Below are 20,693 nucleotides of genomic sequence, written 5' to 3' on the forward strand. Positions count from 1 at the left end.
GGTTTTCTTAATTTATTAATTTAATTAATTGCAGCGACGTCTTTGTTTACCACTTGCATATTTCCATTAGCATCTGGTTGAGATTGGTAAATCGTTACTGATTTCCCATCTTGAACGATAGTATACTGGTTTGAACCACTTGTAACAGTGTATGATCCAGGTTCATTTGAAGTCACATTTCCAGCTGGAATATTCATGTTAGAAATCATTTGTTTAGCTGCACCAGCACTTAACACAGTTGATGCTCCTGAAATGTTAGCTTTTTGGTTAACTCCATTACTAGTTGCTCTAGTTGAACTACTGTTATTAGCATTAGCTACTTGAGTTGAAGCAGAATTATTACTTGTAGAACTTTGATTAGTGCTTGAATTGGTATCACTATTATTTGCATTAGTTTGATCAGCAGCTGAAGTGGTTGTAGTTGCTGAAGCTTGTTTATCTTTATCGGTTTTTTTCTTTTTAGAACTAGAATTGTGATCATTTGAACCGTCGTATGCTTTAGAATCTTTAGCAGTCTTGTTCAAATCACTTTTATTATTAGTAACCTGGTTGGCATTCATCTTGTAGGCACCAAAACTGATATTTCCAATTAAAATCACGACCACTGTGATTGCAGCAATAATAATATTTCTTCTTGCATTATTTTTTAAATGTCTACTTGTCATTCTTAAATCACCTTTCTTAACGACTGTTATTAGTTCATTGTGGTACTTATATCATGATAAATCAAGTCTAATTTAATCAATTTTATAATTAAAAATAGTCGTTAATTAAAATATATTCCGTATCTCATCAACTCCTATGATACTATAGTAGAATAACCGAAGATAGTACCAATAATTCTCCCAAAATGAATAGGAGAAATACTTATGATTATCTTTTTACATGCTTTAGTTGGAATGGTTGCTTTTATCGGAGCCGGTGCTTTAGGAACTAGTTTTTCTGGTCAAATCAACCAACTTTCAACCCTTCAAAAATGGTCATTAATTACCACAGTAACCACCATTGGTTTAACTGCTGTGTTAGGACTTTACTCTGTTGCTGGAATTCCCGGTGCAGCATTATCATTGGTTCTTTTGGTAGCTTTTGAATACGTTTGTTTCTTCAAAAGTGCTAAGGAAGATGCTTAATAAAATAAGATAGAGAAATTAAAAACCGTTAAATTGGATAATCCAATTTGAGGGGCCTCAATAAAGTTAGACAAAATCTAACTGAAATTGAGGCCTCTTTATTATGACTAAATATGATTGTAAATTTAAATTAAAAGCAATAAATTTCTATAAAAATAATCCATGCTTATCTGGTGCCATAATTCACTCACATTATCAATTAGAATCTTATAGAAAATGGATTGATAAACAAAATGTTTTACAAAGTATGTCTAGAAAAGGTAATTGCCTTGATAATTCTCCTGTTGAGAGTCAGATAGGTTTGATGAAAAAAGAATGTTTGTACAGAGAAAAAATAGACTCTTTAACTACGTTAAAGAAAGTGTGTTCAGATTATAAAAAATGGTTTAATTATGAAAGAATTTCAAGAAAAAAAGAACTTACCCCGATAGAGTATCGGAATAAGTTCCTAAAAATCGCTTAAATATAATGTCTAACTTTATTGTAGCCCATCATAACCTAACTGGTTTCTTTTTTAAGAAAGCCTTTTGCTGATGCAAAAACCACAGTTAGATTAACCTTAAGTTTGCATCTAACTGAGTATGACAAAACCACTCTACTTAGATACAGATGTTTTAACATCCGCATCTAACGCGAACATTACTATCTCGTACAAGTACAGTATGCTGCTTTAAGCAAGTTCTTTTCGTTTGTCATTCACTTTCTCCTTCCTTAACTAATATCTAAATTTAACCATGTTCGTTTTTATGAGTCAAACATTAAACACTTAGATAAATGGAGAAATACATAAGGACAGTGCCAAGCATTACAAATAAATGCCAGATCACGTGGCCAAATAAAATTTTCTTAAAACTATAAATCACAGCACCTGAGGTAAAAGCAATTCCCCCAAGCACTAAGAGCCAAAAACTCAAATGACTTAAATTGTTCCAAAGTGGCCAAATATCGATTAAACACATCCACCCCATAATTACGTAAATAACGGTAGAACCAATTGGATATTGGTTTCCATAAAGTGACTTATAGATAATTCCAGCAATCGCCATCGCCCAAATAATAATTAAGGTGGTCCATCCTAAAATTCCGCCAATTGTGACTAAACAATAGGGAAGATAAGTCCCCGCAATTAGTAAATAAATTGCCGAATGATCGAAAATTTGAAAAACCTTTTTGGCTTTCGTAAACACAAGACTATGAAATAACGTTGACGCTAAGTAAAAAAGAACCAGAATTGATCCATAAATTGAGAAAGCAGTGATTCGCATTGCACCACCAACTTCTACTCCTCTTAGGATAATTAACACTAATCCAGCAATACTTAAGGCCACTCCAAACCCATGTGTCATGGCACTTAAAATTTCGTCTAAAATTCGATAATTGCGACTTTGTCTAAATTTTTCTATCATATTAACCCTCTTTTAATTTGTTCTTTGAGTAAAGCATAACAAAGATTCACTACGAAAAGTTAAATCATGCTGAATTAACGTTAAAACTTTATTATATCAACGATTTTGATGTTACAAATTGAGGGAAAAGAACCAATTAGATTTCTAAAACAACCAATTATTTAGTAACTATTCCATTTTCAAAATTAACCTTTAATATAAAAGTTATTAAAGGAGGAAATTCATTTTGAAAGTAAAATTCAGCATCGCCAAACAGTTCATCGAACCTTTCATTCAAATTAATGCAGCACAAAAAAGTACTGAATTACAACAATTAGCTGAATCAATTCAAAAATTAACTCAAGAATGGCTCATCACTGGTTACCAAAATCGGCAACAATTTGTGCTTTCCTTACCGCAAATCGTTCGTTTTTACACCGAAAATGGAGCCGTAATTTGTGAAACAGATAATCAACATCACTATAGAATTAAAGAACGAATTTATTTTCTACATAATCAACTTCCTAAGGAAATGTTTCTCCAGATTTCCAGTGCTGAAATCGTTAACATCAATAAAATTGACTATTTTTCGCTCAGTAAAGCTGGTCGTTACCAAATTAATTTAACCAACGGAACGTTGACTTACGCATCACGTCGATTTGTCAAAACCATCAAGGAGGATTTATCATGAAAAAAATATTCCAAAAAATTATGATTGGTATTGTCGGAGGTACTTTTTATGGTTTCATGATTGCTCTATGTATTTCTTTTTACTATCACCTCAGTTATTTTCAACCTTCCAGTGATCAATTTGTAAAACAATTTGGCAATAACTTAAATGCAACTGCCGTCTCCGTCATCATTTGGTCGTTAATCGGACTAGTTTTTAGTCTCTCATCAACCATCTTTAACATTGAAACTTGGGGAATTACCAAAAAAACGATTGTTCATTTCATCATTACTTATCTCTTATTTACCCCGCTCGCAATCTTGGCAGGTTGGTTTCCACTTCAACTTAATTTCATGATTTCCTTTACGATTATTTTCGTTTTCATCTACATCTGGATGTGGGGACTTTCTTTTTATAAGGCTAAACAAACCTTAAAGTTAATAAATCAAGAGATGAACGCGCACAAAAAAGCCAATTAATTCGTATATTTTCTGATAAAGTGAACTATTTTTAGATTTATCCTTGAAATAGTTCACTTTTATTGTTATTATCTTTTTGTAACCTAAATGACCTAATTCAAAGGAGAATATCATGAAAGTCAATAAAATTGTCAAAACCTTGCTTGTCGTTTCAGCAATGTCATTATTAGCAGTAGGCCTTACTGGATGTGGTAAAAAAGGAAACGCTGAATCTTCAGATCCAAAAACTTTAACTGTTCAATTCGTTCCATCAGTTAATGCCGGTTCAATGGATACTAAAATCAAGCCACTTCAATCTTTACTTTCTAAACAATTACACATGCCAGTTAAAATGACTGTGGCAACTACAACTAATACCATGGTTGAAGCTCTTGGTTCAAAAACTCTTGATGTTGGTTTCTTACCATCAGCTGCTTACGTTTTAGCTCACAAACAATACGGGGTAGTTCCTTTGCTACAAGCCCAACGTCAAACTCGTGATGCTAATGAAGGATTTACCAAAAAACTTACTAATCATTACTATGCCGAAGTTGTTGTTCGTAAAGATAGTAACATCAAATCCCTTAAAGATTTAAAGGGTAAGAAGATTGCTACCCAAGATACTACTTCTGCTGCTGGTTACATTTACCCAGCTGTTGAAATGCAACACGAAGGTATTAACTTAAATAAAGATTGTAAACCATTCACAGTTAAAGGTGCTGACCAAGGAGTTATGTCAGTTGTAAACGGTAATGCCGATGCTGCCTTCGTCTTTGAAGGTGCTCGTAGTATTGCTGCTAAAGATGATCCAAAAGCCATGACTGATACTCGGGTTCTCTACAAATCAACTCCAATTCCAAACGATACGATTTCCGCTCGTAAAGGTCTTTCACCAAAACTTGACAAGAAGATTCAAAAAGCTTTCATGGACATTGCCAAAACAAAACATGGTCGCGAAGTTCTCTTCAACATCTACCAACACAATGGTTATGTTAAGACTAGCAACAAAGACTTTGCCCCAATGAAATCTTACATTAAACAAGCAAATAATTTAAACAAAAACAAATAATTAATCATTTTTATTAAAAGAAGACTTGTATCGGAATTATCCGATTACAGGTCTTCTTTTTGTATTCTCATTTTATCTTTAAGTAAGAGAAATATTTAAATATTTAATTCATTAATAATTACGTTACTAACTATGACCGTAATAATCGTTAATCCAAGTGAAATTCCAATATAAAAACTGGAGAAATGACCAAAAACAATACTTCGAATCGCTTGAATTTGACAGGTCAAGGGATTAAATCCTGAAATAACTTTAATCAAAAGTGGTGATTTATTCAATGAATAAAATACAGGTGCCACAAATGACAAAGGAAGTACTCCAAAAGTTAGGATTAAATCTCAAGTACGATAGTCCTTAATCCCAATTGAAATTAGCACTGCCAATGATCTCCAAAAATACATGGAAATAATTGCAAATAGAATTCCTAATAAATATAAGGGAAAGGAAACTCGAACGCCAAATAACATTGCTACAACTAACAAAATTAAACACTGAATTAAAATACTAATTTCCATAAAAATTCCGCCACCAAAAACGTAATAAAATGGTTTAATCCCACCTTGTAATTTTAAGGCCAATAATCCATAACGTTTATCAACTGTAGTTCGATAAATACTTTCACTAAACGCAGTAACCAAGATATAAGCAAAGATTCCTAAAAATACATAAGTCTTATAGTTTACCTTTTCTCCCATAAAAGTAACAGTCGGAATTAGGGCACCTAGTCCTTGAGCTAGGAAAATAAAATATAAAATTGGACTAAAGATTTGACGAATCATTTGTGCAATTGAGGTTTTATAAGCATTAAATTTAACCAAAACCATGAATTTAATTGCCGAAAAGAAACCCATATGGCTAGCTTGACGAAAATTTTCTGCTTTAATCATTGGCTCACCTTCATTTCATAATAAATATCACGCAAACCTTTTTGAAAGTCAGAAATTGACTCAATTTTTCCATATTTAATAATAATTTGGATTACAGAATTCAAGATAGCATCGTTCACAATGATGCCACCCTCATCTGCTTCAAAATTAAGTCCTTGTTGTTTTAATTCAGCTTCAATTTTATCTCGGTCATCCGTTTTAAAATAAATTCCCTTGTAGGCTTGCTGATTGTACTTTTGAATAAATTTCTTTAAATCTCCAAAATAAATTATTTCCCCATTATCGATAAATAATAATTTGTTAGCATATTTTTCCAAAATATTAATGTCATGTGAGGAAACTAAAGCCGTGACACCAAATTTTTTGACATTTGTTAAGAAAAGTTTCGCAGACTCAACGTCTAATCCAACGGTTGGTTCATCAAGAATTAAAAAATCAGGATTATGAACTACCGCTCTGGCTAATTGAACCCGTTGTTGTTGCCCTCCTGACAAAGTTTCAGGCAATTTTTTCTTAGACGCTGCTGAATCCAAATTAACCTTTTTTAATGCAAGATTAGATAATTCCTTAGATTTTTTGATTGAATTCCCAAATAGCAAGGACTCCAGCATCACATTATCAAATACATTACTAAACCAATCCATCATTTGAATTTGGGGAGAATAGCCAATCGCAGAAAAAGGTTGTTTTTGTGAATAATTTTTAAAACCAATTTCAAAATATTCCACTGTTCCAGATGTCGGTTTTAAAAATCCAGTTAAATTATTCATGAGAGTCGACTTTCCACTACCATTAGAACCAATTAACGCAATAAAATCTCCAGTCTGAACTGAAAAATTTACGTTTTTCAAAGCGTATTTTTCATTCTTTTTATATTTATAATTCAAATCAACAACTTTAAGAATTTCACTCATATCGTACCTCCTTTAAAGCGTTCTAATATTTGCGTACATTAACTAAAATTTAATTAATTTTATTATAAAAAAACAAACTACAAAGGATATTTTTTATTTAACGTTATTATTTCACAAAAATAAAAGCCCTGCTTTCGATTTTATTCGAAACAAGGCTTTTTTGATTTGTATTTTATTTAAGTAATAAGGTAATTAAAATAATTGAAGCAACAATTTGAATTAAGCCGATGCTTCCTCCGTAAATCAAGAATTTCTTTCCTGATTGAATGAAAGCTTTTAAGTTCAAACGTAGACCAATGGCCGCAAGAGCGGTAATTTCACACCAGCTACTCAAAGTATGGGCCGTAAGTCCGATAAAACTGGGTAAATGAATCAAACTGTTTAACACACAGAAAACCAAGAAACCAACTACGTACCAAGGTAATGAACTCCCTGATCCGTTTCCACTAATTTCAGCATCTGCTTCCAGTTCGTTTTGGATCGTTTTTTGATGCATCCGTCCAAAAATAAATACGACAATTACAATCATCATAATCCGCATAATCTTGAACAACGTTGCAAAATCGACCGTTAATGAGTTAACCATGCTGGCACTAGCAATTACTTGTCCCACTGATTGAATCGTTCCACCAATCATGGCACCCCGAAGTAAATCGTTGGCACCAAAAGCAAAGGTACTGATGATTGGTAATGCTAACATTAAGACCGTTCCAATCAAGTTAACTAAAGTAATTACCATTTCTTTGTCTTCGTCATTAGCGTCAATTACGGGTGCAATCGAAGCAATTGCGGAAGAACCACAAACGGCGTTTCCTCCAGCCATCAAAAGATAAATTCCTTCTTTGAAATGAAGCATCTTTCCAATTAAAATAGCGGAAATAATGGTAATTGCCATTTGGATAATGACAAATAAGAAACCAACCCAGCTGACTTTCGCGATGGTTTGAAAACTAATCGTTAATCCAAGTAGCACTACTGAATATTCCAATAAGGCTTTTTCTGAATAATGCGTTCCTTTATTCAAAATTGGTTGTTTAATAATGGTATTTCCTAGGATAATTCCTACGATAATCGCAATCGTAGCGCCTCCCAGGTTTGGAATTACTAAAGCTAATCCCTGACTGATTACTGCGATGATAAATGAAACGATTAATCCTGGTAAAATTGGTTTAATTTTTGTCATAATGTTACCCCTCTCGTTGATTGCTTTCTTAGTTTACCAGGAAACCTGTTATTATAGAAATAGATAATATAGATAACTATTATTTAAAAAACTAATAAATGGAGAGTAACAATGTTAAAATATTTTCCGGTTTTTAAAAGTGTTTATGAAACCTTGAATTTCTCACGGGCGGCGCAGCAACGATTCGTTTCCCAATCCACCATATCTCAACAAATCAAACAACTAGAAACTGAATTAGGCGTTAAATTATTTATTCGCAAAGGAAAGCGCGAAATCAAACCAACCCCAGTGGCCGATGAATTATATACGACGGGCTTAAAAATTTGGGAGCAAACCCGTAACTTAGAACACAAAATCAGTAAAATGGATTCGGATGAAATTGACTGTCGGATTGGCGTTTCCAATACGATTGCGGAAACTACGATTGCGACTATTTTTAGAGATCTTCATTTACCCAAAAATATTAACTTAACGCTTAAAATGTCTAATTCTACTGATATTGTAGAAGGTTTAAATCAACGGAAATTTGACTTTGGCTTCATCGAAAAGCCAATTACGACCACTGGAATTGAACGGTTTGCCTTCTTCAAGGATTATTTAGTCCATGCTGGTAATTTTTCGGATTCAACTTGGTTGGAACGTGAATCAGGTTCAGGTGTGCGCCACTTTACCGATGAATATTTGCGACTCAATAACATTACCCCACAACAAGTTTTTACCATTGAAAGTAATGAAATGATTTTAAAATTTTTACAACAAGGAATTGGGCAGACGATTACTTCCGAAACCGTTTTAAATGATGAAATTCCGTATCATGAACTCGGACCTAATTTCAAACGGGATTTCTATTTCTTATCCCAACCTACGTATCAGGTTGATGCTTTAAATGAATTAAAACGGCAATTGCACGAAATTTTAAAACAAATTCGCGATGAACAAAAAAGTAGTGAAAAATAAAAAGAACTCAAGCGAGCTAGATTTTATCTAACTTACTTGAGTTCTTTACTTTATTTTATTCGATTTCTAAAAATTCTTGATTTGATAATAAATATAAATACTTGTGTTGAATTGGTTGTTTTAAAATATCTTCCAAAGCTTTGGCATATAAATTAAGTTGCCCATTATAAGTTTCACGAATTTTTTGAATATCATCATCAGGATGATTAGGATTTACAAAACTCGTTTTGTAATCAAACAACGTTGTCCCTTGTTCTGGATCTTCAAAATAGCCGTCAATAATCCCATGGACTAGAATCTTTTGGTCCGCATCATTTTGAAATTCCGAGAAGATTTCGCCGGCATTAATAATCAAAGAGAATGGAACTTCGCGATGTAAATTTTCGGGGTGACGGAGGATCCGTTTGCCTAACTCACTTTGGTAAAAGCTTAAAATGGCATCGCGATTAATCTTATCAGCGACTGCTTGCGTCAATAATTTATCAGCAACTAACTGAACAATTAAAGTGCTAATGGCATCTAAATCAACTCGTTCATAAACGTTTAACTTTTGAAAAACTAAATGAGTCGCGGTTCCGATTTCTCGTGAATTTGGTGCTTGAGCTGTTTGTAAAAATTGGGGTTCTGCAAAAGTCTCATTATTGTAACGCGTATTTTTTAAAACTTCATTTTTCGCCGCTAAACTCCCTAATTGAATGATATCAGGATCGTCAAACTGCCCTTTAATTTCAGATACTGATTGATAGGCCGTGGTCTTGGTTGCATCAGGATATTCATACTTAAAGTTCATAATCTGCTTGATATAATCAGCAGTAACTCCCGCTTTAACTTCTTTTTGCGAAATTTCAACTTCAGCATATTTAGGTAATCCACTCTGAAAATCTTTTAGCTCCTTAAATTGCACGGTAAAGTTTGCTTGATCTCCAGTTAATAAACGGACATCATTATCAATTCCAAAAGCTTCCCTATAAATTGGATGACGAGCAAGGGCTGTTCCAATCCAATCCATGAAGTTTTTGGCATCGCTTCTTAGCGATTCATTTAATACTAATTCATCGCTTTGACTGGCTTTATCCCAGGACTCGAGCATGGCATCTTCTGCACTGTGTTTTTTATCAGATTTAGCAATTCCAGTAATAATCAATTTTTGCTTAGCTCGCGTCAAGGCCACATAGAGTTTCCGCATTTCTTCAGCAAGCATCCGTTTTTCCGCTAAATTATTAATTGCTAAATACTGAAGCGTTGGAATTTTTTCGTGCCGTTTCGCATCAAAATACTGAATTCCTAAACCGAGGTTATCATCCAAAATAAAGCTATTCATTAAATCCATGCGATTGAATCCATGAGTTGCATCCATCAAAATTACAACGGGATATTCCAATCCCTTGCTTCCATGAATGGTTTTAACGGTTACGGAATTTGGATCAACGTCAGCCGTCGCTTCTGCTAAATCGTTATCGCGATTTTGGAGTCGTTTCACAAATTGCACAAACGCAAACAATCCTTTAAAACCATTGCGTTCATACTCTTCGGCCCGTTGATATAACGCATGCAAATTGGCTTGGCGTTTCTTCCCAGCTGGCATGCCTCCAACGTAATCAAGAAAACCAGTTTGATCATAAATATACCAAATCAACTCAGCTAAACTATGCTTAATGGCATAGTCTTTAAAATCATTTAATTGGTTTAAAAAGACTTTTACTTTTTGTAAAACAATCTCACCAAATTCCGTGTTTGCTTGTTGATCAAATTTATTCTTGAATTCCAGAACTGATTGAAAATAGTTCCCGGTTTTATGATTAATCCGTAAAAACGCCATCTGATTTTCGTCCATTTGAACCATCGGAGAACGTAAGACAGCCGCTAGTGGGATATCTTGATATGGATTATCGATAATCTGTAATAATGACATCATGATTTGCACTTCAGTCGTCTTAAAGTAACTTTCCGAACCGTCAATCGCAACTGGAATTTGGTAATCAGCAAAGATACTCGAAATATCAAAATTATTATGCTTGGTAGCTGATAAAATGGCGATATCACCATATTCTAAATCACGAGTGGTCTGAGCTTTACGATCATAAACTTGATAATGATTATCCATCATGTCCGTAATTTTTTCTGCAATCATTTCAACTTGACGTTGTTCGTTAGTAACTAATTGCTCTTTTTCATCATTTACTTGTTCATCATCAGCATACAACATTAACTCTGTTTTGGTATCCAAAATATCTGGATAATCTTTTGCGCCAAATTTTAAATGCGCATCGTCTGTATAATCGATTTCTCCAAGATCAACATTCATAATTTGAGAAAAAATTAGGTTGGTAAAATCATCAACATTTTTTACCGAACGGAAATTATCTGGCAACATAATCCGCGTATCGTTTTCACTAACGGGATAATCATTAAATTTTTCCATAAACATACTAGGATCGGCCAACCGGAAACGATAAATAGATTGCTTTACATCACCCACCATGAACATATTCTCATGCTGAGTATTTTTCATGGAATTCAAAATTGCATCTTGCAAGTGATTATTATCTTGATATTCATCGACCATAATTTCAGCAAAATATTGTTGAAATTCATGCCGTAAATTTTGGCTATCTTCATCCGTTCCCGTTAATATATCCAACGCAAAATGTTCGATATCAATAAATTCATAAGCATGCTTTTTTCGTTTGGCAGTTTGATAGGCCTCTGTAAATTGATGTTCAACCTCAACTAATTTAGCAATGATTTTTTGAGAGTTTTCAATCGCAGTTAAATTATCAGCTTCATTCGCAAAAAAATATTTTTGCGTAAGTTTCATTAAAGTACTCTTGGTAGTATCTCGGACACCTTTGATTTGGTCTTTAACCAATAATTGCGCCTCATCCGCTGTCTTTTTCGAAATACTAGGAAAACGATCCCATTTAAATTCATTTAAAACTTTACGTAAACTATCCCAATCTAACGTCTTAACTGCATTTTTTAAATCTTGAAACTTAGCAACTTCCGCTTGTAAGAAATCGGCTAATTTAGTAATCCCGTTATTTTCTGCTTTTTCAATTTGTTGCTGGTACCCACTAATCATTTGATTAAGCTTGTTTTCAATGTCTGGCAATAAATATTTTTGATATAACTTACTGTTAGTTAAACTGCCATCAATTTGATAAAAATCAGTTAATTGATCGATCCACTGTTGTGGATTTTGATTGACATTGGCAAAGTCATATAGCTTAAACAAGACATCCGTTAATCCTTCATCACTTCGATCATTGGAAAAATTACGCGTTAAACGAGCAAAACTACCATCGCGGTCATCAGCGTAAAGTTGCTCACGTAAATCATTCCAAACACGGTCACGAATGATTCCGAGCTCACTAACATCCGTTAAAATTCGAAAATCAGGATCTAAATTAATGATGTAGTAATACTTTTTTACCAGCCACTGACAAAAAGCATCCATCGTTTCGATATGCGCTGAATTTAATTTACGTAATTGCTTTAAAAAGTAATGCTTCTCTTCATCAGTGTTAGCGTCATTAACTTTTTCGCGCAGTTTGGCTCCAATTCGGTCCCGCATTTCTTTGGCCGCTGCGTTGGTAAACGTCACAATTAACAATTGGTCAACATTAATTCCAGGACGTTGTTCCGTTCCCGTAATTTTGTCCATTACCCGCTCAGTTAAAACACTAGTTTTCCCAGATCCGGCTGAGGCTGAAACCAAAGCATTTCCTGCGAAATCATCATAAATGGCGTGTTTCTGTCCTTCGGTCCATTCTCTAGCCATGGGATTCTAGCTCCTTTCGTACTCGTTCAAAAATTTCTTCGTCGCTTAATTTAGCGATTTCTCGGTAATTATTTTCTTTTAACATTGGATCAAACTGCATGACCGGTTTATATGGTGAGTATTGAATTAGCGAATTTCCCTCATATTCAGCAGGAGCTAAACTTATTTTACCCGCAAAAATTTGTTTCGCAGCTTGTTGAATTAATTTTTCGGTGTGCTTTAACATGTTATCTAAATTACTTTGCGAAATCGTTCCGCTACCCTTGGCTAAAGTACCATCCTTTTTAAACTTGAATGGATAAACATCACTAATTTTATTTTCACCAACATTTTCTAACAAATCTAAATCGTTAACCAATAAACCATTGTACTTATGCTTTTTCAATAAAGCGTCTTCGATTTGCACTTTTTCTTCCCAGTTCTTAACATCACCTGGTTTTAAAATTGGATCGAAAATGTGCATATATAAGGCTCCGGCTAAACGAGCATCACCACTGTCAGCTAATAAATCAATGTTTTCTAAAACAGCATCCATATACGTCATCATTTGCATGGCGGTGCCATCATAAATTTCTGACATATCAATTTTCTTATTACTTGATTTATAATCAACTACCCCGAGATAATCAATACCATTCACATTGATAGAGTCAAGTCGATCAATTCGGCCTTGCACATTAACTTGCTTATCATCATCCACTTTAAAATGAAGTGGTTTATATTTTTTCCCCGGTCCAAACGAAATTTCAGTTGCTCGAGGACGCATCTTGGAAATTTGGAATTGATTACGCAGAGTTTCGGCCATCTGTTGCACTGTCGCAATCAATTGATTAGTAATATATTCCATCCGTTGCGAACTCTTTAAAATTTCATATTGATAATTAACATCTGCTTCGATAATTTTACGAGTTACTTCTTCAACTAACTCATGTACTGCTTGATTATCTAAATTAGTTAATTCAATATTTTCTTTCCGGACCTTTTTAATTAATTGATCAAGGGCTTCATGATAAAACTGCCCAGTATTAGCGGGACTAATTTCAAATTCATCACGTTCTCGCAAACGAAGTCCGTATTTCAAAAAGTATTCGTAAGGATCCGTGTAGAATTCCTCTAGTTTTGAAATTGACGTAGTGAGATTATTTCCATATAAGTTAGTGACAATCTCTGATCGCAAATCAACTGGTTGATTTTTATAGTGCAAACTTCCCAGTAAATTATTAGTCAAATCACGAATTTCAGTAGCTGGATTATTTTCTAGTTGTTGTTTAACGGTTTTCCAAGCAGGACTTAGTGGTTGCCGTGCTTTTTTCCCATCTAAAGCAGCTTGAACAAGGTAATTTAAAGTCGTCCGGTCTGATCCCAAGAATCGTTCAATTTCGTTACTATCGGCATGAGGTTGACTCTTAAATTGTTGAATTGGTAAGTTGAATTGCTTTTGAATTCGATCAACATAAGGAGAAATTTGGCGTAAGTTATTATCACCATTTCCGCCAAGATTATAAGAAAAATAGAGCTTATCACTTGGGGTCATAAAGACTAAATAATCTTCGTATGGTTCACTCACCATTTGCAACTCGCTGGTATCAACCATGTACTGGTCGTCAGCTAAAAAATCATCCATTTGGTCTCGATCACTATCGTTTAACAAACTATGATTGTCAATTTTAGCAGGCATATTAACATCGTCTGCTCCCATGACAAGGGTAATTTTTTTGTCGGGTAATTGAATCCTTCCCGTTTCAGAGATGGCAACTTGATCAAGAGTGGAGGGGATTTGGGAATAACTAGCACCCACAAAACCGGCCTTCAATAATTCAAGAAAATCATCCATCACAAATTCGTGATCGCCTAAGACCGTTACATAGTCATCTAAAATACTACAGAACTGATTCCAAACTTGCTCTGCTTGCCCAGCTTCTTGTAAATTTCCTGCTTCAGTGGCTTGATTTTGCCAGTTTTTTAACTGGCTTGCTACTCCATTTTGAGTTAAAAATTGGTACAAGATTGAAGCTGCTTCTCGACCAGTTTGGGCCTTTTTGATTTTTCGGTAAAACGGTGGCAACGTGTCTTTAATAAAATGGCGAATGACGTTAATTTTTTTTGAAATTTCGACATTCTTATCAATTAACTCATTTTCATCACCAGTGGTAGTCGCATACATCCAGTCTTCTTTTTGGGTCCAACGACTCCCTGTGTATCCATTTTTAAGCACTAAATTTTCACACAAAGCTAAATCTTGGCGATATTGGGATAATGATAAATAGTGATCTTCATCTTTCTTAGGCAAGAGTAACTCAGTTTTCAAAAGACGCATCACATCATCATAACTATAGTTTTGGGCCCGATTAGGACGATAAATGGAGAAAAGGGCATCAATTAATTCAACCAATGGATGATTATCCATATGTTTTTGGATATCAGTAAAATATGGAATTTGTTGCATAGTAAAAATCGGATTAATAATATTTTGATATTGACTCAAATCACGCGTAGCCACTAAAAAATCACGATAACGATATTTTCCGGTTGCGACTAATTGCCGAATCTTAATGGCAATTTGGCTTAATTCTTCAAAAGCATTATTGGTTTTTAAAATTTCAATGGCATCATTTTGCGCAATTTTGGCTGGAATTGGTTTTCCAGCTTCATTACTTGCAATCCAGTATTCCTCAAACTGATTTAACCCTGAATTAATGGAGCGTTTCGTAGCCGTTTGATCGGTATAAATCTGGGCACCAATATTTTTAGCGTATTGATAAAAATAATGATAAACCTTAGCTGATTGATAAAAGAATTTATTTTCATCTGGTCCCGCTTGGTCATACTTTCGATCCAGCGTTAAATCCATTACCACGTGCGCACGTGCGATTAATAACTGCACAATTTGTAATTGTTGCGCACTAAATTTTTCAAAGTTACTAAAATAAAAATGCATTTTTGAAATTTCTTGATCTGGTAACTTAGCTAAGTATTCGCGTAACAATTCAAAATTGGCACCATTATAGGTATATTTACCATCCGTTTGTTGCACAAATTCACGATAAATTAAGCTAATATCATGTAACTTGCTACGCAATTCAGGATTAATTTGATTGGCATCCAATTCTGCTAACCGGTCTAAATCATCCGGGCTTAAATTTCCTTGTTGTAATTCAGAAATTTGGTTTGCAATTTGTTGAATAAAACCCGCTTGTTTACCTTCTCCACGATAAATCGTTAACTGTTCTTCATGATCTTCGATAATCTGATAAATAATCATGTTAATGGCAGTTTGCGATAATTGCGGAAGCTGATAATCTGCTTCACCATTCAAAAAATACCAAATTAATCGAGAAAACGAAAAAACTTGAGCTTGGTTTTGAGCATAGGTTGCTGCATTTTTCGCATTCAGTTTTTTTAAGGTGTTTAATTCAGATTCAAATTTAACGTTATTTGGTACGATGTAAAAACTTTTAATTTCTCGATCTTCACTAGTTTTGCGGAGATTGTCGACCACTTTACTAAAGTGATCATCACTAGCTTTACCTAAAATAAACTGAAGTGACATTTTTGCCTCCTATTTTGTTTCGAGTAATGCGATAGATTGATTTTGATATTTAGATGTTTGAATTGCTTGAACCACAAAATCAGCAATGGTTTCATGTGAAACATTACCAGCAGGAACTTTTTCCCCTTCATTAATTGCGAAAGGTGTTCCCAACTTTTCATTAATTACGTTAACTGGACGAAAAATGGTGTAAGGAATTTCTTCTTCATCAATTATTTTAATGGCATATCGTTGTTCTCGAAGATATTCTGTCACATCCGCTATCCCAGGATAATCTAATTGACCAACAACTTCATTATCAATTCCTGCTGTCGAAATCATGACGACTTGATCTAGTTTGATTGATTGTTGCCGGACCGCTGCAAAGAAAGATTCCATTGCCAAATCCGCATCCATGGGACCGACAAAAGAAACCATTTTTGTTAAATCCTTTGGTAAATCCGCGTAGGCTTTTTCTTCCGTCAAATCTCCGCTGGTTATTTCTATCAACTTGAATTGATCTTGTAGTCGTTTAGCTACCAGTTTTTCGGCTGGATTATTTCCAATTAAAAGAATCGTTTTCATCATCGTTCACCTCATTAGTAGTTCTATTTTACCACTATTTTTTTACTCCTAGTTTTTAAGATTATCGTTCGTAATTTGCTAAATCATAACGTTTAGTATATGATAGATAGGTATTTTAACGACAAAATAACGAACGTTTTTATCAAAGGAGAAGTTTTAATGGCTGATAAAATTGCTTCATTTTTTAGATTTAAAGAACTAGGGACCAACTATAAAACAGAAACCCTAGCTGGAATTACAACTTTCATTTCGATGGTTTACATTTTATTTGTTAACCCAGAAGTGTTAGGGGCAGCAGGTATGGATAAAGGAGCTGTTTTCACAGCTACTGCCTTTGCAACTGCTTTTGGTTGTATTTTAATGGGAGTGATTGCAAATTATCCATTTGCCATTTCTGCAAGTTTGGGAATCAATGCCTTCTTCGCTTACTCAGTATGTATCGGAATGCATGTTCCTTGGCAAACTGCAATGAGTGGTGTTTTCATTGCCGCTGTTTTATTCGTGATTTTAACTGCCTTAAAGTTACGAGAAAAGATTATTGATTCAATTCCTGCTGATTTAAAGGCTGCAATTGCTGGTGGAATTGGGTTATTCATTGCTTTTATTGGTTTAAACAACGGTGGATTGGTGGTTGCTAACAAGAGTACCTTGATTAGCATGGGATCTTTAACCAGTCCAACTTCATTACTTACAATTGTGGGAATTATTATCGTTTTCGTTTTAATGAGTGCCCGAGTTCCTGGAGCTATTTTCATTGGAATGGTAATTTCATCAATTATCGGAATGCTTACGGGAATCATCCATATCCCAACTCATCTTGTTGCTGGAATTCCAAGTATTCATACAACTTTCTTAGCTGCACTTACTCACATTGACAAAATTAATACGCCCCAACTCTTCGTGGTGGTTTTAACTTTCTTATTGGTAACTTTCTTTGATACTGCTGGAACTTTAATTGGTTTAGCAGAACAAGCTGGTTATATGAAAGACAACAAACTTCCCCGTGCTGGTCGGGCTTTAGCTGCAGATTCTACTACCATGTTATTTGGTTCATTATTAGGAACCTCACCAATGGGTGTCTACGTTGAATCTTCTGCCGGAATTGCAGTTGGTGGTCGTTCTGGATTCACCGCCGTTATTACCGGAATCATGTTCATTCTTGCAACTTTCTTCTCACCTTTGCTTGGAGTAATTACTTCACAAATTACCGCACCTGCTTTAATTGTGGTTGGAGTATTAATGGCTAAGTCATTATCACAAGTTAACTGGAACAAGTTTGAACTTGCAGCTCCTGCATTTTTAATTACAATTGGAATGCCTTTAACTTACAGCATTTCAGACGGAATTGCCCTTGGATTCATTGCTTATCCAATTACAATGATTGCTGCAAAACGTGGCAAAGAAGTCAATTTAATGATGTACGCTTTAGCAATTGTTTTTGTAATCTTCCTCTTAGTTTTAAAAGACTAATTTATTTTAAACAAAAAAGGATTTATTTCGCATTATGCGGGATAAATCCTTTTTAGATTGTCTTACCATAAATAACGAAGTCGAATTTGAAAATATAGCCAACTTTTTACTAAATTACTGGTTATTTGTCGACCTTGTAAAATATCATAATTTTTGTGTTTGATTTTTTTTAAAATAGCTTCATAACCATCAATTGCTAACCGTAATGCAATTTTAGCTTGTCTTTGTTCAAGCAATTTAAGTACCTTGAATTTAGAATAATAAAGACTAAAAGCTTCTTCACTTAACGATTGAATTAAGTGGCGTAAATTTGGTGAAACTGTAGATTGTCCTAATTCCGTAGGAGAAACTTCAAATTCATCTAACATTAACTGAGGTAAATAAACATAACCGTGCTCATAATCTTCTTTGACGTCACGAATAATATTAGTTAGTTGAAGCGCAATTCTCACGTTTACAATTTGTTTTTTGTCATAGTCAGTGAGCTTTTTTTCCGTTAAAATCGGAATAATCATCAATCCCACCGTACCAGCAACGCGAAAACAATAATTTCTTAAATCAGACTGGGTTTTAATAACCACTTTTTTTAGGTCTTCTTCTTGTCCTAAAATCATTTCGTCAATTAATTTTTCTGGAATTTGAAAAACTTGAAAAATAAGTTGTAAATTTTCCCCAACGAGGTGTTGGGTTTACCATTTTTCACGCTTTCCCAAATGCCTTTAATTAGTTGGAATTGTTCTACGTTATTATTATCAGCTGCATCATCTAATTGACGCAAAAAATCATAAACTACGAAAATGCTAAGTGCTTGATAAAGTGGCAGCTTGGAAAAAGCATAGTAAAAAGTGGAAGAGTGTTTTTTAATCACTGTCTCTCTGGTTTCCATTGTTTCCAATTGAGAAGCCATCATTTTTTCTCTATTCATTGTTAAAATCTCTTTCTACTTCTTTAGCTGCTAATTCACCACTTGTGATTACAATTGGAACTCCAGCTCCGGGATGAGAACTAGCACCAGCAAAGTATAGTCCGTCAATTTTCCGAGCTTTATTGTGGGAACGGAAATAATTACTTTGGAGTAGCGTAGGTTTCAAACCAAATGCAGTTCCAAATTTACTATTATAAAGTGAATTAAACTGATCTGGCGTAAAGACTTCTTTAACAACAATCTGACTTTGTAAATCATTTAAATCAAACTCACGTTGTGCTTTATCAATTACTTGATCAGCATACTCTAGATAACGTTGTTTACTGATTTTACTAGCTTGTAAGTTTCCAACTGGCACTAAGATGCAAAGTGATGAAGCTCCAGCAGGTGCAAATGAATCATCTAACTTACTAGGATTATAAATGTAATAAGAAGGATCAGGTGGTAAAACTCCATCTTCAATTTCTTGAACGTTTCCTTTAAAATCACTAGCCATCTTAATCGTGTGTAAATCAAGTTGTGGATATTGTTCATTTACTCCTAAATAAATTAATAAACATGACATGGAATATTCCATTTTATTTACTTTTTTAGGAGTCATTTTTTCTATTTTTTGAGCTTCGGGACTCAATAAGTTTTCTACAGCATAAGGATAATCAGCATTGATAACAGCTGCATCAACTGGAATGGTATCATCATTGACTTGTATTCCAGTCACTTTGCGACCACTAGTTACTACTCGTTTTATTTCACTATGATATTGAATTGTACCGCCAAGCTCCTTGAATCTACGTTCCAAAGCCTTGGCATATTGATACATTCCACCTTTAATGAACCAAACTCCATAAAGTAATTCAATCATGGGAATAATATTATAGATTGAAGGACCACTAAAGGGTGACATTCCAATGTACAAAGTTTGAAATGATAACAAATATTGTAGATGTTCATTAGGAATAAATTTTTTCATGTCATGATAAGAAGAGAAAGTTTTCAACTTAAGTGCATTAATTAAGGTTTTTAGGTTAAAGAAGTCTTTAGGAGAACGAAAACTTTGATAAATAAAGTTATCTTTAGCGTTTAAATATTTACGATAAATGTCGGTCAAATAGTTCAAAAATCCTAACATATCAGCTTCACTACCAGCTTCAAAAAGTTTAGTAAGTTTTACTAAATCACTGGAAATTTCATAGTCTTAATCATCAATTTGAACCTTCATAAATGGATCAACTCGTTGCATCATAAAATAGTCGTCTGGATTAACTCCGGTATCAACAAATGGTTGACGGTAAATATCAGGCATCATCACAATAGTAGGACCCATATCAAACTTGAATCCATCAATTTTCAGCTGATTCATTTTACCACCAACTTTATCATTTTTTTCGTAAATGGTAACATCATAGCCTTTGTTTTGTAATTGAATAGCAGTAGTTAAACCACCAATTCCTGATCCAACGACTGCAATTTTATTTGGCATTTATTTCTCCTTTTTTAAACGTGTTAACTTTTTTAATCAAGTTTATTTTCTTTTCTGATTTTATCATATTTCTAATAAATTAAATTTGTTTCTTAATCATAAAAAAAGACCTTAGCTTTCGCTAAAGTCTTTTTTCAATTGCGTGGCAACGTCCTATCCTCGCAGGGGGCGATCCCCCAACTACTTTTGGCGTGCTGAAGCTTAACTTCTGTGTTCGGCATGGGAACAGGTGTATCCTTCAGGCTATCGCCACCACACTATTTTTTGTGA

Annotated in this window: 20 protein-coding genes and 1 rRNA gene; 7 read left to right on the plus strand and 14 right to left on the minus strand. The window is 34.2% G+C overall.

Going from position 1 to position 20,693, the window contains the following annotated elements:
* Positions 1-20: 20 nt before the first annotated feature.
* Positions 21-665, minus strand: coding sequence for a hypothetical protein (locus PY770_RS06875; protein ID WP_103428576.1), 645 nt, complete (start codon positions 663-665; stop codon positions 21-23).
* A 204-nt stretch (positions 666-869) separates the two neighbouring features.
* Between PY770_RS06875 and PY770_RS06880 the strand changes: the two genes are divergently transcribed.
* Positions 870-1,130, plus strand: a complete 261-nt coding sequence (locus PY770_RS06880) for a hypothetical protein (protein ID WP_168848149.1) — start codon at positions 870-872, stop codon at positions 1,128-1,130.
* A 103-nt stretch (positions 1,131-1,233) separates the two neighbouring features.
* Positions 1,234-1,593, plus strand: a complete 360-nt coding sequence (locus PY770_RS06885; protein WP_103428575.1) for an IS3 family transposase — start codon at positions 1,234-1,236, stop codon at positions 1,591-1,593.
* A 295-nt stretch (positions 1,594-1,888) separates the two neighbouring features.
* On the opposite strand, the gene trhA is transcribed toward PY770_RS06885, so the two are convergent.
* Positions 1,889-2,536: a PAQR family membrane homeostasis protein TrhA gene (trhA, locus tag PY770_RS06890; protein ID WP_103428574.1), complete on the minus strand. Its 648-nt coding sequence runs from the start codon at positions 2,534-2,536 to the stop codon at positions 1,889-1,891.
* A 226-nt stretch (positions 2,537-2,762) separates the two neighbouring features.
* Between trhA and PY770_RS06895 the strand changes: the two genes are divergently transcribed.
* The 3 genes from PY770_RS06895 (at position 2,763) to PY770_RS06905 (ending at position 4,712) form a co-directional block, all read left to right on the plus strand.
* Positions 2,763-3,206, plus strand: a complete 444-nt coding sequence (locus PY770_RS06895) for a LytTR family DNA-binding domain-containing protein (RefSeq protein ID WP_163601171.1) — start codon at positions 2,763-2,765, stop codon at positions 3,204-3,206.
* Complete coding sequence (locus PY770_RS06900; protein ID WP_103423208.1) at positions 3,203-3,664, plus strand: DUF3021 domain-containing protein; 462 nt, start codon at positions 3,203-3,205, stop codon at positions 3,662-3,664. The genes PY770_RS06895 and PY770_RS06900 overlap by 4 nt, the downstream gene beginning before the upstream one ends.
* 112 nt (positions 3,665-3,776) lie before the next feature.
* Positions 3,777-4,712, plus strand: coding sequence for a phosphate/phosphite/phosphonate ABC transporter substrate-binding protein (locus PY770_RS06905; RefSeq protein ID WP_103423207.1), 936 nt, complete (start codon positions 3,777-3,779; stop codon positions 4,710-4,712).
* Positions 4,713-4,807: 95 nt separating this feature from the next.
* Here PY770_RS06905 and PY770_RS06910 read toward each other — a convergent pair whose 3' ends face one another.
* The 4 genes from PY770_RS06910 to PY770_RS06925 form a co-directional block, all read right to left on the minus strand.
* The gene (locus tag PY770_RS06910) at positions 4,808-5,020 is read right to left on the minus strand and encodes a hypothetical protein (RefSeq protein ID WP_163601172.1); all 213 of its coding nucleotides are present in this window, start codon (positions 5,018-5,020) and stop codon (positions 4,808-4,810) included.
* 30 nt (positions 5,021-5,050) lie between these two features.
* Positions 5,051-5,599 carry a hypothetical protein gene (locus PY770_RS06915; RefSeq protein ID WP_103428571.1) on the minus strand — a complete coding sequence of 183 codons (549 nt, stop codon included), beginning with the start codon at positions 5,597-5,599 and terminating at the stop codon, positions 5,051-5,053.
* Positions 5,596-6,513 (minus strand): ABC transporter ATP-binding protein, encoded by a 918-nt coding sequence (locus PY770_RS06920; RefSeq protein ID WP_163601173.1) that lies wholly within the window; start codon positions 6,511-6,513, stop codon positions 5,596-5,598. Before PY770_RS06920 ends, PY770_RS06915 begins: the two co-directional genes overlap by 4 nt.
* 172 nt (positions 6,514-6,685) lie before the next feature.
* Positions 6,686-7,696: a YeiH family protein gene (locus tag PY770_RS06925; RefSeq protein ID WP_163601174.1), complete on the minus strand. Its 1,011-nt coding sequence runs from the start codon at positions 7,694-7,696 to the stop codon at positions 6,686-6,688.
* 111 nt (positions 7,697-7,807) lie between these two features.
* On the opposite strand from PY770_RS06925, the gene PY770_RS06930 reads away from it, so the two are divergent.
* A complete protein-coding gene (locus tag PY770_RS06930; RefSeq protein ID WP_163601175.1) occupies positions 7,808-8,653 on the plus strand; it encodes a LysR family transcriptional regulator in 846 nt (281 codons plus the stop codon).
* Between the two features lie 55 nt (positions 8,654-8,708).
* Here PY770_RS06930 and addA read toward each other — a convergent pair whose 3' ends face one another.
* Genes addA through PY770_RS06945 form a run of 3 tightly spaced genes read right to left on the minus strand, consistent with a single transcriptional unit; the run spans position 8,709 to position 16,551 of the window.
* The gene (gene addA, locus PY770_RS06935; protein ID WP_163601176.1) at positions 8,709-12,434 is read right to left on the minus strand and encodes a helicase-exonuclease AddAB subunit AddA; all 3,726 of its coding nucleotides are present in this window, start codon (positions 12,432-12,434) and stop codon (positions 8,709-8,711) included.
* The gene (locus PY770_RS06940) at positions 12,427-15,984 is read right to left on the minus strand and encodes a PD-(D/E)XK nuclease family protein (protein WP_275045906.1); all 3,558 of its coding nucleotides are present in this window, start codon (positions 15,982-15,984) and stop codon (positions 12,427-12,429) included. The genes addA and PY770_RS06940 overlap by 8 nt, the downstream gene beginning before the upstream one ends.
* 9 nt (positions 15,985-15,993) lie before the next feature.
* Entirely contained in the window at positions 15,994-16,551 is a 558-nt protein-coding gene (locus tag PY770_RS06945; protein ID WP_103450578.1) for an NAD(P)H-binding protein, read from the minus strand.
* 156 nt (positions 16,552-16,707) lie between these two features.
* Here PY770_RS06945 and PY770_RS06950 point away from each other — a divergent pair, with 156 nt between their 5' ends.
* A complete protein-coding gene (locus PY770_RS06950; RefSeq protein WP_275045907.1) occupies positions 16,708-18,018 on the plus strand; it encodes an NCS2 family permease in 1,311 nt (436 codons plus the stop codon).
* Positions 18,019-18,080: 62 nt separating this feature from the next.
* Here the strand turns inward: PY770_RS06950 and PY770_RS06955 are convergent, their stop codons facing one another.
* The 5 genes from PY770_RS06955 to rrf all read right to left on the minus strand — a co-directional run bounded on the left by PY770_RS06955 (position 18,081) and on the right by rrf (position 20,680).
* Positions 18,081-18,674, minus strand: coding sequence for a phytoene/squalene synthase family protein (locus tag PY770_RS06955; RefSeq protein WP_338148609.1), 594 nt, complete (start codon positions 18,672-18,674; stop codon positions 18,081-18,083).
* On the minus strand, positions 18,641-18,943 hold the full coding sequence (locus tag PY770_RS06960) for a squalene/phytoene synthase family protein (RefSeq protein WP_103450580.1): 303 nt from the start codon (positions 18,941-18,943) through the stop codon (positions 18,641-18,643). The genes PY770_RS06955 and PY770_RS06960 overlap by 34 nt, the downstream gene beginning before the upstream one ends.
* A complete protein-coding gene (locus PY770_RS06965) occupies positions 18,936-20,129 on the minus strand; it encodes a phytoene desaturase family protein (RefSeq protein WP_275046104.1) in 1,194 nt (397 codons plus the stop codon). The genes PY770_RS06960 and PY770_RS06965 overlap by 8 nt, the downstream gene beginning before the upstream one ends.
* Before the next feature lie 9 nt (positions 20,130-20,138).
* The gene (locus PY770_RS06970) at positions 20,139-20,423 is read right to left on the minus strand and encodes a phytoene desaturase family protein (protein WP_225362087.1); all 285 of its coding nucleotides are present in this window, start codon (positions 20,421-20,423) and stop codon (positions 20,139-20,141) included.
* Positions 20,424-20,563: 140 nt separating this feature from the next.
* A 5S ribosomal RNA gene (rrf, locus tag PY770_RS06975) occupies positions 20,564-20,680 on the minus strand.
* Between the last annotated feature and the right edge of the window lie 13 nt (positions 20,681-20,693).

It is taken from the genome of Fructilactobacillus sanfranciscensis, from assembly GCF_029023685.1.
GTDB classification, from domain to species: domain Bacteria; phylum Bacillota; class Bacilli; order Lactobacillales; family Lactobacillaceae; genus Fructilactobacillus; species Fructilactobacillus sanfranciscensis.